General features: G+C 50.2%; 10 protein-coding genes and 7 tRNA genes. 1 reads left to right on the top strand and 16 read right to left on the bottom strand.

The window, feature by feature from the left end; genetic code table 11:
* Positions 1 to 42 precede the first annotated feature (42 nt).
* The 6 genes from MPHASIOC01_RS19740 to miaB all read right to left on the bottom strand — a co-directional run bounded on the left by MPHASIOC01_RS19740 (position 43) and on the right by miaB (position 6,970).
* Positions 43 to 942: a glutamate/aspartate ABC transporter substrate-binding protein gene (locus tag MPHASIOC01_RS19740; RefSeq protein WP_064599649.1), complete on the bottom strand. Its 900-nt coding sequence runs from the start codon at positions 940 to 942 to the stop codon at positions 43 to 45.
* 387 nt (positions 943 to 1,329) lie between these two features.
* The gene (gene lnt, locus MPHASIOC01_RS19735) at positions 1,330 to 2,865 is read right to left on the bottom strand and encodes an apolipoprotein N-acyltransferase (RefSeq protein WP_064599650.1); all 1,536 of its coding nucleotides are present in this window, start codon (positions 2,863 to 2,865) and stop codon (positions 1,330 to 1,332) included.
* 3 nt (positions 2,866 to 2,868) lie between these two features.
* Entirely contained in the window at positions 2,869 to 3,747 is an 879-nt protein-coding gene (gene corC, locus MPHASIOC01_RS19730; protein ID WP_064599652.1) for a CNNM family magnesium/cobalt transport protein CorC, read from the bottom strand.
* A gap of 102 nt (positions 3,748 to 3,849) precedes the next feature.
* On the bottom strand, positions 3,850 to 4,317 hold the full coding sequence (gene ybeY, locus MPHASIOC01_RS19725) for an rRNA maturation RNase YbeY (protein WP_064599655.1): 468 nt from the start codon (positions 4,315 to 4,317) through the stop codon (positions 3,850 to 3,852).
* On the bottom strand, positions 4,314 to 5,375 hold the full coding sequence (locus tag MPHASIOC01_RS19720) for a PhoH family protein (protein ID WP_064599657.1): 1,062 nt from the start codon (positions 5,373 to 5,375) through the stop codon (positions 4,314 to 4,316). The genes ybeY and MPHASIOC01_RS19720 overlap by 4 nt, the downstream gene beginning before the upstream one ends.
* Positions 5,376 to 5,545: 170 nt before the next feature.
* Positions 5,546 to 6,970, bottom strand: coding sequence for a tRNA (N6-isopentenyl adenosine(37)-C2)-methylthiotransferase MiaB (gene miaB, locus MPHASIOC01_RS19715; RefSeq protein ID WP_064599660.1), 1,425 nt, complete (start codon positions 6,968 to 6,970; stop codon positions 5,546 to 5,548).
* A gap of 144 nt (positions 6,971 to 7,114) precedes the next feature.
* On the opposite strand from miaB, the gene ubiF reads away from it, so the two are divergent.
* On the top strand, positions 7,115 to 8,290 hold the full coding sequence (gene ubiF / locus MPHASIOC01_RS19710; RefSeq protein WP_064599661.1) for a 3-demethoxyubiquinol 3-hydroxylase: 1,176 nt from the start codon (positions 7,115 to 7,117) through the stop codon (positions 8,288 to 8,290).
* A 152-nt stretch (positions 8,291 to 8,442) separates the two neighbouring features.
* On the opposite strand, the gene MPHASIOC01_RS19705 is transcribed toward ubiF, so the two are convergent.
* The 10 genes from MPHASIOC01_RS19705 to MPHASIOC01_RS19660 all read right to left on the bottom strand — a co-directional run bounded on the left by MPHASIOC01_RS19705 (position 8,443) and on the right by MPHASIOC01_RS19660 (position 12,355).
* Positions 8,443 to 8,516, bottom strand: a tRNA-Gln gene (locus MPHASIOC01_RS19705).
* Positions 8,517 to 8,548: 32 nt separating this feature from the next.
* Positions 8,549 to 8,622, bottom strand: a tRNA-Gln gene (locus tag MPHASIOC01_RS19700).
* A gap of 6 nt (positions 8,623 to 8,628) precedes the next feature.
* Positions 8,629 to 8,705: transfer RNA gene (locus MPHASIOC01_RS19695), tRNA-Met, on the bottom strand.
* Positions 8,706 to 8,739: 34 nt separating this feature from the next.
* Positions 8,740 to 8,814, bottom strand: a tRNA-Gln gene (locus MPHASIOC01_RS19690).
* Between the two features lie 37 nt (positions 8,815 to 8,851).
* Positions 8,852 to 8,926 (bottom strand) — tRNA-Gln (locus tag MPHASIOC01_RS19685).
* 20 nt (positions 8,927 to 8,946) lie between these two features.
* Positions 8,947 to 9,031 (bottom strand) — tRNA-Leu (locus MPHASIOC01_RS19680).
* Positions 9,032 to 9,038: 7 nt separating this feature from the next.
* Positions 9,039 to 9,115 (bottom strand) — tRNA-Met (locus MPHASIOC01_RS19675).
* 162 nt (positions 9,116 to 9,277) lie between these two features.
* The gene (locus tag MPHASIOC01_RS19670) at positions 9,278 to 9,412 is read right to left on the bottom strand and encodes a hypothetical protein (protein ID WP_269448079.1); all 135 of its coding nucleotides are present in this window, start codon (positions 9,410 to 9,412) and stop codon (positions 9,278 to 9,280) included.
* Positions 9,413 to 9,626: 214 nt separating this feature from the next.
* The gene (asnB, locus tag MPHASIOC01_RS19665; RefSeq protein WP_064599664.1) at positions 9,627 to 11,291 is read right to left on the bottom strand and encodes an asparagine synthase B; all 1,665 of its coding nucleotides are present in this window, start codon (positions 11,289 to 11,291) and stop codon (positions 9,627 to 9,629) included.
* A 311-nt stretch (positions 11,292 to 11,602) separates the two neighbouring features.
* Positions 11,603 to 12,355, bottom strand: a complete 753-nt coding sequence (locus MPHASIOC01_RS19660; RefSeq protein WP_064599665.1) for an HAD-IIA family hydrolase — start codon at positions 12,353 to 12,355, stop codon at positions 11,603 to 11,605.
* Between the last annotated feature and the right edge of the window lie 40 nt (positions 12,356 to 12,395).

Here is a 12,395-nt window from a genome sequence, read left to right as displayed (position 1 = left end):
GTCAATCGTTAGGGCAGGTTTTCCCGCCCCTCTGTGTTGTAATTAGTTTAATGCTTTATCATTTGGGTTTTTGAACAACGCTTTCATGTCATCAGACAGTTCGAAGTTCATGTTGAGGTTTTTCGGCGGAATCGGGTTACGGAACCATTTCTCAAACCATTTTTCTGCTTCACCGGAGGTTTCAGCTTTGGCGATGGTGTCATCCATCAGCTTTTTAAACTCAGGATCGTTTTTGCGCAGCATACAGCCATAAGCTTCCTTGGATTGCGGAGTCCCTACAATCACCCAGTCGCCTGGTTTTTTAGCTTTGGCGCGTTCACCTGCCAGTAACGCATCATCCATCATAAAAGCAACGGCACGGCCACTTTCCAGGGTGCGGAAAGAGTCGCCATGGTCTTTCGCGCTGATGATGCGCATACCAAGGTGTTTCTCGTCGTTCAGTTTATGCAACAGTACTTCAGAGGTTGTACCGGAAGTGACAACGACATTTTTCCCTTTCAGATCTTCAAAATCTTTGATTGGGCTGCCTTTTTTAACCAGCAAGCGTGTGCCGATAACAAAAATAGTATCAGAGAATGCTACCTGTTTCTGGCGTTCGAGGTTGTTTGTGGTGGAGCCACATTCAAAATCGAAGGTACCATTTTGCAGCAATGGAATACGGTTTTGAGAAGTGATAGGAATCAGCTTCACAGTCAGGTTTGGCATGTTGAGTTTAGTTTTGATGGCATCAACAATGGCGTTAGAAAAATCCTGTGAGTAACCCACCACTTGCTGTTCGTTGTTGTAGTAGGAGAATGGTACGGAAGATTCACGATGACCAACCACAACCACACCGCTACTTTTAATTTTGTCCAGTGTGGACTGGGGTGCATCTGCTGCATGAGCCACACCAACGCAAATACCCGCGGCTAACAGTGCTGTGGCCAGTTTTGCTAATTGCATATCCAACTCCTTTATTGCAGCCCGTAGTGTAATCACCCGGGCTATTGTCGTGAGTTTGTAGTTGTGTTGTTAAAATTAGTATGTAGATACACTCAATTTATTAACATTCAATCCGGGCGAATGTAAACAAATTGCGTAATGCGGATGTATTTTTTGCGATACACCACGCACCAAATAGAGGCAAAAAGAAACCATTGCACCTTTGTGGTGCTGGTTGGGAACCCTGATGGTGCAACCTGGTATTAATGTTTACTGTTATAGCAGCAAACAGTTGTTACCTCTGGAAATATCTAAGCAAAGGTCGTGCCAGAAAGGAAAATAAAGGTTACAGCAGCATAACAAGCGGATAAAAAAACGGCGCAGAACGGAGCCTGCGCCGGGAAGGGATCAGCGTTTACGGCGGCCCAGGCCCCAGACCACTACGGCGAAACCCGCCAGCAATGAAAGCAGCCAGACCCCCCAGTTGCCGAAACGAGCGTAAGGTGTCAGACCGCGGGTTGGTGTGACAGTGGCATCCAGAACCTGGCGGGTAAATTGCGGGATAATTGCCTGCACATCGCCGTCAGGTTTGACAACAGCTGTCACGCCATTATTGGTGCTTCTCAGAAGTGGGCGAGCCAGTTCCAGCGCCCGCATACGGGCCATCTGGAAATGCTGCCACGGACCAATTGAATGACCAAACCAGGCATCATTTGAGACGGTCAGCAGAAAATCCGTATCAGGGCGGAAGTTGTCACGCACCTGTTCGCCAAGAATGATTTCATAGCAAATAGCGGTGGTAAGCTTGTAACCATTCGCTTCCAGTGGCTTTTGTTTATAAGGCCCGCGGCTGAATGACGACATGGGCAAATCAAAAAACGGTGCCAGTGGGCGTAAAATGGATTCCAGCGGGACAAACTCCCCAAAGGGAACTAAATGGTTCTTGTTATACCTGTCGGGGGAAAAATAGTTATAGGGGTTGCCTTCCCCAAGCGTAATCACCGTATTGTAGGTATCGTAACGGTTTTGTTTATTCAGGCGTGCATCCACAATACCGGTAACCAGCGCGGTATTATGCGCCTGATAAGTATCATCCAGTTGGTGCAAAAAACGTTGCTGGTTAACTTCAAGATCACTGATTGCCGATTCCGGCCAGATAACCAGGCGCGCTTTCCCCACCCAGGGCGAACTGAGGTCGACATAGGTTTGCAGGCTGTGCAGCAACTGGCTTTCATCCCACTTCATTGACTGGGGAATATTGCCCTGAACCAGTGCGACATTAACCGCCCGCTCAGGTTGTGCCTGATACCAGATGATGTAGCGCAGGGGCCATGGCAGCACTAATAACACACATGCTGCAACCAATGAACGCCAGCTTTTTTGCGCAATCGCGAAGGCCAGAAAACCGGTGAGCATCATCAGTAAAAAGGTAATGCCTTCCACGCCAAAAACCGGGGCAAGGCCTTTTAGCGGGCCGTCTATCTGGCTGTAGCCAAATTGCAGCCACGGGAAACCAGTCAACACCCAACCGCGCAGAAACTCGGTGACTTGCCAGAGCGCCGGGCTCGCCAGAGCCAGCCGCCATAATGTGGTTGACGGAAGCAGGCGGTTGAGCAGGCCGCTGAACAGAGCAGGGAACAGGGATAACCAGGCTGCCAGCAAGATAACCAGGAAGATGTTGACCGGGCCTGGCATGCCACCAAATTGAGCGATGCTGACATAAACCCAGTTGACCCCGGTTCCAAACAGGCCAAAACCCCAGACAAAACCAATCGCAGCACTTTGCCATGAGCGGCGGTTCAGTGTGAGTAAATGAAGACCTGTAAGCGAAATAATCGCTGCTGGCCAGAAATTATAAGGAGAAAAGGCCAGCGTACCGCAGGCCCCGAAAAGTAACGCCAGCAGCAGTCGTTGCCACTGGCGAGACAAAAAGGCGAGTGCCATCAATTATTCTTCCACTGTAGGCGCCGGAGAGTCATCCGGGATACGGACATGAACCTGAATAATACGGCGGCTGTCAGCCATGGCAACTTTGAACTGGTAACCGTCAATGTCAATAGTCTCGCCACGGGCTGGCAGGTGACCAAACGCCTGCATCACCAGACCGCCAATTGTATCCACTTCTTCGTCACTGTACTGCGTGCTGAAGGTGTCGTTAAAATCTTCAATCGAAGCCAGGGCGCGCACCGTCCAGGTGTGACGGCTTAACTGGCGAAAATCGATATCTTCTTCTTCGTCGTATTCGTCTTCAATTTCGCCGACAATCAGCTCAAGGATATCTTCAATAGTAACAAGGCCGGAAACACCGCCAAATTCATCAATAACGATAGCCATGTGGTAACGCTGAGAACGAAACTCTTTGAGCATACGGTCTACACGTTTACTCTCAGGTACCACCACCGCAGGCCGTAACACTTTATCCATGCTAAATGGCTCAGCATCGCTGCGCATAAAAGGCAGCAAGTCTTTCGCCATCAAAATCCCTTCAATGTGATCTTTATCTTCACTGATCACCGGAAAACGAGAGTGCGCGGATTCAATAATGACATCCAGACATTCATCAAGAGGTTGATTTCGTTTGAGGGTGACCATTTGTGAGCGGGGAATCATAATGTCGCGAACTCGCTGGTCAGCGATGTCCATTACCCCTTCGAGCATATCGCGCGTATCCTGGTCGATAAGCTCATTTTGTTCAGAATCACGAATTAGCGCGAGCAGCTCATCCCGGTTTTTGGGCTCGCCATGAAAAAGCTGGCTGAGGATCAGGGAAAAGAACCCCTTTTTACTGTGAGGTGTGTCGCTACTGTGTGAATTATCGTCGCTCATGGCGGTGATTTTGGGTTCCTGTATCAGTTGAAAAACAACCGGCCCGGAGCAAACTCACCCGGCCGGCAATCATTTACATTTAAGAATAACAGCAAAATACCGTTATTCTTTCTCGGAAATGTACGGGTCAGCATAGCCAAGAGCAAGCATTATCTCTGTTTCCAGACTTTCCATCTCTTCGGCTTCATCATCTTCGATGTGATCGTAACCCAGCAAGTGCAGGCAACCATGTACTACCATATGCGCCCAGTGCGCTTCGGTAGTGATTTCCTGCTCCTGAGCTTCGCGCTCGACAACCTGGCGGCAAATCACCAGATCACCCAGCAGTGGCATTTCAATGCCCGGCGGGGCTTCAAACGGAAAAGAGAGCACGTTGGTTGGCCGGTCTTTACCACGGTAAGTATGGTTCAGCTCATGGCTTTCAGCTTCATCGACCAGGCGTACAGTGATTTCTGCTTCTTCCTGAAATTGCAGAATGGCTGCATCAGCCCAGCGCTGGAAGGCGGCTTCGTCTGGCAGCCCCTGATTGTTCTCACAGGCTAACTGGAGATCGACTATCACCTGGCTCATTTGTGCTCCTGCAGGCTGTTTTGGGCAGCAAGCGCTTCACGTTTACGTGTTTCGGCTAGTTCTGCCTTACGTTTCTGGTCGGCTTCTTCCCATGCTTCATAAGCATTAACAATGCGTGCAACCACCGGGTGGCGCACTACGTCTTCACTGTGGAAGAAGTTAAAACTAATCTCATCAACTTCAGACAGCACTTCAATGGCATGACGCAGGCCAGACTTGGTATTGCGTGGTAAGTCTATCTGGGTGACATCCCCGGTAATCACGGCTTTAGAGTTAAAACCAATACGTGTCAGGAACATTTTCATCTGCTCAATGGTGGTGTTCTGGCTTTCATCAAGAATAATGAATGCATCATTGAGGGTTCGCCCACGCATGTAAGCCAGTGGGGCAACTTCAATAACGTTGCGCTCCATAAGCTTTTCGACCCGCTCAAAACCCAGCATTTCAAACAGCGCATCGTACAGTGGCCGTAAATAAGGGTCGACCTTCTGGCTCAGGTCGCCTGGCAGGAAGCCCAGTTTTTCACCGGCTTCCACTGCCGGACGAGTGAGCAGAATGCGGCGAATTTCCTGGCGCTCCAGGGCATCGACTGCAGCAGCAACAGCAAGGTAGGTTTTACCAGTACCGGCAGGGCCAATACCAAAGGTAATATCATGATCAAGGATATGGGCAATATATTGCGCCTGGTTTGGCGTGCGTGGTTTGATGACACCGCGTTTGGTCTTGATATTAACCGCTTTGCCATATTCCGGCACACTTTCTGCAGCCTGCTCCAGCACCCGGAACTCTTTTATCGCAAGGTGAATATGTTCGGGGTCAATGTCTTTCGTCTGGCCGCGTACCGGGGCAGTATCAACATACAGATGACGCAGAATATCTGCTGCGGCATTGATAACCAGGCTGCCGCCGGTCAGTTTAAAATGGTTGTCACGGCGGTTAATTTCGATACCTAACCGGCGTTCCAGGTGTTTGATATTGTCATCAAACGGGCCACATAAGCTCAACAGCCGTTGGTTGTCTGCTGGCTCCAGCGTTAATTCGCGTGTTTCGATATTCAAACTTATCCTCTGGGTCACACAGGGCCTGTTAGCAAAGAAGACGCGCCGCACATGAGCGGCATGTGAAATTTTTCCTGCCCATAAGGCTGGGCACAACACTTAAGGCGGATATGGGGATAGATTGCGCAGAATGCAAGGGGAACTGGCCCTGCGAAAGGGCCAGACCGACATCAAGGTTGCCAGGTACCTACACCCAGTTCATTTTCTTTACGGGTACGGGCAATGACAGACGCCGGAGATTCGGTGATACGCAACCCCATTTCGTCCTCAGTGCGCACCACTTTCCCGCGCAATGAGTTAGGGAAGACATCAACAATCTCGACATCGACAAACTTACCAATCATATCCGGTGTACCTTCAAAGTTAACCACCCGGTTATTTTCAGTACGCCCTGACAGCTCCATAATATTTTTGCGCGAAGGGCCTTCTACCAGTATACGCTGTGTGGTACCCAGCATCCGGCGGCTCCAGGCCATCGCTTGTTGGTTAATCCGCTCTTGCAGGATCCACAGGCGCTGTTTCTTCACCTCTTCGCTGACATCATCGACCATATCGGCTGCCGGGGTACCCGGGCGTGCAGAGAAGATAAAGCTGAAGCTCATGTCAAAATTAACATCGGCAATCAGTTTCATGGTCTGCTCGAAATCCTGTTCAGTTTCCCCAGGGAAACCAACGATAAAGTCAGAACTGATTTGGATATCCGGCCGTGCCGCACGTAGTTTACGAATGATAGCTTTATATTCCAGCGCAGTATGGGTGCGCCCCATCATATTCAGAACGCGATCTGCGCCACTTTGTACCGGTAAGTGCAGGAAGCTCACCAGTTCTGGTGTATCACGGTAGACTTCAATGATATCGTCAGTGAACTCAATTGGGTGGCTGGTGGTAAAGCGAATCCGGTCAATCCCGTCAATGGCCGCTACCAGGCGCAACAGTTCAGCAAAGGTGCAGATACCGCCATCAAAAGTTGGACCGCGGTAGGCATTGACGTTCTGGCCTAACAGGTTAACTTCACGCACACCTTGCGCCGCGAGCTGGGCGATTTCCAGCAGAATGTCGTCACTTGGGCGGCTGACTTCTTCTCCGCGGGTATAAGGCACCACACAGTAAGTACAGTACTTATTACAGCCTTCCATAATAGAAACGAAAGCCGTTGGCCCTTCTGCGCGGGGTTCCGGCAGTCGGTCAAACTTTTCGATTTCCGGGAAGCTGATATCCAGGACGGGGCTACGAGTGCCACTGACTTGTTTGATCATTTCCGGCAGGCGGTGCAGGGTTTGTGGCCCAAAAATAATATCGACATAATGGGCGCGCTGGCGAATATGCTCACCTTCTTGCGATGCTACGCAGCCACCTACACCAATAATGAGCTCAGGATTTTTGTCCTTTAATGTTTTCCAGCGGCCTAACTGATGGAAAACCTTCTCCTGTGCCTTTTCACGAATTGAACAGGTATTCAGCAGCAGAACATCTGCTTCTTCAGCCACTTCAGTCAGAGTAAAGCCGTGTGTGGTCTCCAGCAGACTGGCCATCTTCGATGAATCGTATTCGTTCATCTGACAGCCCCAGGTTTTGATATGCAGTTTTTTTGTCATTGACTCATTGCTCAGTTAACGCCAGGAATGCAGGGCGCGTATTGTAATGCTTTGGCGCTGTTGTGACCAGTAGGTGAGAGACAGACAGCGCACAGGATTGAAAATCCGGTACACTTAGCCCATGTGTGCTAAGGATAATTAACCATGACGAATCTATCCACTGACGTTGCGATTATTGGCGGCGGTATGGTTGGGGCGGCACTGGCCCTGGGGCTTGCCCAAAATGGCTTTACAGTCGCGCTTATTGAGCAGCAGACGCCAGCTGTTTTTAACCCGGAGTTACCCCCTGATGTGCGGGTCTCTGCGGTCAGTGCCGCGTCCATCGCTTTATTAAATAGCCTTGGGGTCTGGCAGTCTGTCACCGCCATGCGCAGCCACCCCTGGCGCGAGCTGGAAACATGGGAATGGGACAATGCCCGGGTGGTTTTTTCTGCCGGGGAATTAGGTGTGCCGGTTTTAGGTCATATGGTTGAAAATCCAGTATTGCAACGCGCATTGTGGGATGCCGTTTCGTCACATCCGGCGGTGACGTGCTTCTGCCCGGCAACATTGCGTTCGCTATCCACTGTTGCGAAAGGGCTGCAACTGGTACTCGATTCCGGAGAGATGCTCACTGCGCGGTTAGTGGTGGGTGCAGATGGTGCGCATTCCAAAGTACGCGAGATGGCAGGTATTGGTATTCATGGTTGGGAGTATGACCAGGCCTGCATGCTGATTACGGTAAAACGGCCACAGGAATCAGGAGACCGTACCTGGCAGCAATTTACGCCAGACGGGCCCAGGGCGTGGTTACCACTAATGGGAAATTATGGTTCGGTTGTCTGGTATGACAAGCCAGCGCGCATTCAGGCGCTGAATAAATTGCCTTTGGTACAACTGGCGAATGAAATCCGGGCTCATTTTCCTGCACGTATTGGCGAGACCGTGGTGGTTGCCCGGGGAGCATTTCCGCTGGTGCGCCGCCACGCGTGGCGCTATGTCAAACAAGGTGTGGCTCTGATTGGCGATGCGGCACACACTATTCACCCGCTGGCGGGGCAGGGCGTTAACCTGGGATACCGTGATGTTGAAGCATTACTTGATGTGCTGATTAATGCCCGTAGTTATGGTGAGGACTGGTCATCCAAAAACGTGTTGCTGCGTTACCAGGCCCGTCGCTACCCCGACAATATATTGATGCAAACCGGGATGGATCTGTTCTATGCCAGTTTCTCTAACCGGCTGGGGCCGGTAAAGCTGGCCCGGAATTTAGGCCTGATGGCGGCAGCGAATGCCGGAAAGGTCAAAACACAGGTGCTGAAATATGCAATTGGTTTGTAGCCGGAGCTGAGTTCTGTGCCCGGTGGTTGCCGCCGGGCTTTTCTGCGGCGGGTTTGAATAAGCCTGAACTCAGTAAATGACTGTTCAGTAAACTACAGTTCAGTAAACTACAGATGCAAAAAAAGCCCGATAAACGGGCTTTTTCTATTGAGTGGCTGGGGTGCAGGGATTCGAACCCCGGATGGCGGAATCAGAATCCGCTGCCTTACCGCTTGGCGACACCCCAACAGGTGCGTTACAAGTAACGTCTTTTAAATTTGGCTGGGGTACAGGGATTCGAACCCCGGATGGCGGAATCAGAATCCGCTGCCTTACCGCTTGGCGATACCCCAAGAAAATGGTGGCTACGACGGGAATCGAACCTGTGACCCCAGCATTATGAGTGCTGTGCTCTAACCAGCTGAGCTACGTAGCCAAATTGTACTGCTATTGACCAGCCCGAAAACGACTGGCTGGGGTACCTGGATTCGAACCAGGGAATGCCGGTATCAAAAACCGGTGCCTTACCGCTTGGCGATACCCCAACGACTGACGCGTTTCCACGCAGGAGTCGCAAAAAAATGGCTGGGGTACCTGGATTCGAACCAGGGAATGCCGGTATCAAAAACCGGTGCCTTACCGCTTGGCGATACCCCATCCGACAACGCTAACGGAAATGGTGCGGGAGGCGAGACTTGAACTCGCACACCTTGCGGCGCCAGAACCTAAATCTGGTGCGTCTACCAATTTCGCCACTCCCGCAAAAAGATGGTGGCTACGACGGGAATCGAACCTGTGACCCCAGCATTATGAGTGCTGTGCTCTAACCAGCTGAGCTACGTAGCCATCTTTTTTCGCGTTACCTTATCGGCGTTGCGGGGCGCATTATGCGTATTGGGCCTTGCAGCGTCAACACATTTTTTCCCGAAAAGTGGCTCTGAATGTCTGTTTGACTATCTTGCGAACGACTTGGCGTGATAATCAACAAAATATCACGACTTTTATAAATCATCTGGTTAAAAAGTCATCATTATCAGTGATAAAGTTTTTTGCGCGCCAGCCGGCAATCGCCTGAGGAATACGGTATTGCAGAAATGCCTGGCGAGATAACAGTTCTGGCTTATGTGCGTTTGCTGCCCGCATAAAAAATGCCCGCATATAGCGGGCATTCATATTGATGAAAAAGAAGGAAAAAACGTGGTTTTTCCTTCTTTTTAGTTAGCAGCCGAAAATCAATGAATTGATTTCCCAGACTTTTTATTGGGTGAGAACCTCTCGTTTTGTGCGGACATGAGGTTTGCCATCAGCCTTAATGCCCGCATATAGCGGGCATTGGCAGTGAAATTGTATCGCAGTGTTATTTATATGCAGACTGGTGCACACCAACAGCACGGCCTGATGGATCGTTCATCGCTTTGAATGATTCATCCCATTCAATGGCTTTGGCAGAAGAGCAGGCAACTGACGGGCCACCTGGTACACACTCAGCCGCACTGGGTACCGGGAACAGTTCTTCAAAAATTTCACGGTACAGGTAACCTTCTTTAGAGGTTGGTGTGTTGTACGGGAAACGGAAGTGAGCGGTTTCCAGTTGCTGGTCGGTAACTTGTTCTGCAGCCACTTCTTTCAGTGTGTCAATCCAGCTATAGCCAACACCGTCTGAGAACTGCTCTTTCTGGCGCCATGCCACACTGGCCGGCAGATAGGATTCAAAACATTCACGCAGAATGTGTTTTTCCATTTTGCCGTTGCCGCACATTTTATCTTGCGGGTTGATACGCATTGCCACATCAAGGAATTTTTTATCCAGGAAAGGAACGCGCGCTTCCACACCCCATGCAGACATGGCTTTGTTCGCACGGGCGCAGTCAAACATATGCAGTGCCTGCAATTTACGCACAGTTTCTTCATGGAGCTCTTTAGCATTGGGCGCTTTATGGAAATAGAGGTAGCCGCCAAATACTTCATCAGAACCTTCACCGGACAGCACCATTTTGATGCCCATTGCTTTGATTTTACGTGACATCAGGTACATTGGCGTGGAGGCGCGAATGGTGGTGACATCATAAGTTTCAATGTGATAAATGACATCACGAATGGCATCCAGACCTTCCTGCACCGTGAAGTGAATTTCATGATGCACCGTACCCAGGTGGTCAGCCACTTCCTGCGCTGCTTTCAGGTCAGGTGAACCTTCCAGACCAACGGCGAATGAATGCAGTTGCGGCCACCAGGCTTCGCTGCGTTCCTGATCTTCTACGCGGCGTGCGGCAAATTTCTTGGTGATAGCCGAAATAACAGATGAATCCAGACCGCCAGACAACAGTACGCCATAGGGTACGTCAGACATCAAATGGCTTTTTACTGAATCTTCCAGAGCCTGGCGTAATTGGTTTTTGTCCGTCACGTTGTCTTTGACAGCGTCGTACTCAAACCAGTCACGCTGGTAGTACTGGCGAATTTCACCGTCTTTGCTCCACAGGTAACTTCCCGGAGGAAATTCGCTGATGGTGCGGCAAACCGGTACCAGTGCTTTCATTTCTGATGCGACATAGAAGTTGCCGTGTTCGTCATGGCCCATATATAACGGAATAATACCGATATGGTCGCGGCCAATCAGATATGCATCCTGTTCGCTGTCATATAACGCAAAGGCGAACATACCCTGCAGGTCATCGAGGAACTCCGGGCCTTTTTCTTTATACAGCGCCAGAATGACTTCGCAGTCAGAACCTGTCTGGAAAGCATAGCGGTCAGCGTATTCAGCACGCAGCGCCTGGTGGTTATAAATTTCACCATTGACTGCCAGCGCATGAGTGTGTTCCGGGTTATACAGTGGCTGGGCACCGGCGTTAACGTCGACAATGGACAGACGTTCATGGGCAAGAATCGCTTTGTCACAGGCATAAACGCCGGACCAGTCCGGGCCACGGTGACGCATCAGGCGGGATAACTCCAGTGCTTTTTTTCGTAATTCAGCCGGGTCGGTTTTAATATCCAGCACACCAAAAATCGAACACATACACTTCTCCGTTTAACCGAACTGGGCGGTGATGTTGTTTTATCTATATTGTGCAGCAAATCCTGTCTGCCGCATTCCGTAAGTAAGAAAATGCCCCAATGTGCATAACGGTGCAAGCCTTTTCAGGGCTCAAAAAATAAAAGTTAACCTGCTGCTGCGGAAAAGTGATTTTTTATATGATTGTGGCGTCTTGAATTAACGAATCTTCACTATTTTCTTTGTTTTGTTAGATAAACATTAATTGTGCTGTTTTGGTGCGCAGATAACAAAAACGGCGCATGTGCGCCGTCAGAAGTTGTGGTGGACGAAAATCAGAGAATGTCTATTTCAGCAACAGAAGGGTAAATCCAGGTTGGGCGGAAAGGCACATTATCTATGTCGTCCATACTGGAAACACCGGATAAAACCAGAATGGTTTCCAGCCCGGCCTGGAAGCCTGCCAGAATATCTGTACGCAGGTTGTCACCGACAATAACCGTGTGCTCTGAATGTGCCTGCATTTTGTTCAGCGCAGAGCGGATTATCCACGGGCTGGGTTTACCAACATAAAACGGTTTTCGCCCGGATATTTTCTCAATACCGGCACACAATGCACCACAGGCAGGGTAAAACCCCCGCCCATGGGTGTCCGGGTTGGTGGCAATGAACCGGGCGCCGTTCGCGACAAAATAGGCTGCTTTATGCATCATTTCCCAGTTATACGACCGGGTTTCACCGACAATGACAAAGTCAGGGTTAATGTCTGTAATGGTAAACCCGGCTTTATAGAGTTCGTGAATCAATGCGCCTTCACCCACTACATAGGCTTTTTTACCTTCCTGACGGCGCAGAAAGTCTGCAGTCGCCATGGCCGAGGTGTAAAACACGGAGTCTGGCACTTCAATACCGGCTGCAGAGAACCGGTTAGCCAGATCCTGGCCTGTTTGTGAAGGGTAGTTGGTCAGTAAAACCAGCGGAAAACCTTTGCTCATGATGCGCGCCAGAAATTCACTGGCGCCAGGCACGGCGACATTGTCGTGCATCAGCACACCATCAATATCGCAAATCACGTTCTGGATGGTCATTCGATACTCTTTATCAGCACATTCAAGGGGCTAACTATAG

It is taken from the genome of Mangrovibacter phragmitis, assembly GCF_040429585.1.
Taxonomy (GTDB): Bacteria; Pseudomonadota; Gammaproteobacteria; order Enterobacterales; family Enterobacteriaceae; genus Mangrovibacter; species Mangrovibacter phragmitis.
The sequence above is the reverse complement of the archived record's forward strand: the minus strand, read 5'-3'. Positions and strand labels throughout refer to the sequence as shown.

Excerpts from the sequence above, each read along its gene's own strand:
- MPHASIOC01_RS19740 (WP_064599649.1), bottom strand. The coding sequence starts at position 942 with ATGCAATTAGCAAAACTGGCCACAGCACTGTTAGCCGCGGGTATTTGC.
- lnt (WP_064599650.1), bottom strand. The coding sequence starts at position 2,865 with ATGGCACTCGCCTTTTTGTCTCGCCAGTGGCAACGACTGCTGCTGGCG.
- corC (WP_064599652.1), bottom strand. The coding sequence starts at position 3,747 with ATGAGCGACGATAATTCACACAGTAGCGACACACCTCACAGTAAAAAG.
- ybeY (WP_064599655.1), bottom strand. The coding sequence starts at position 4,317 with ATGAGCCAGGTGATAGTCGATCTCCAGTTAGCCTGTGAGAACAATCAG.
- miaB (WP_064599660.1), bottom strand. The coding sequence starts at position 6,970 with ATGACAAAAAAACTGCATATCAAAACCTGGGGCTGTCAGATGAACGAA.
- ubiF (WP_064599661.1), top strand. The coding sequence starts at position 7,115 with ATGACGAATCTATCCACTGACGTTGCGATTATTGGCGGCGGTATGGTT.
- MPHASIOC01_RS19670 (WP_269448079.1), bottom strand. The coding sequence starts at position 9,412 with ATGCGGGCAGCAAACGCACATAAGCCAGAACTGTTATCTCGCCAGGCA.
- asnB (WP_064599664.1), bottom strand. The coding sequence starts at position 11,291 with ATGTGTTCGATTTTTGGTGTGCTGGATATTAAAACCGACCCGGCTGAA.
- MPHASIOC01_RS19660 (WP_064599665.1), bottom strand. The coding sequence starts at position 12,355 with ATGACCATCCAGAACGTGATTTGCGATATTGATGGTGTGCTGATGCAC.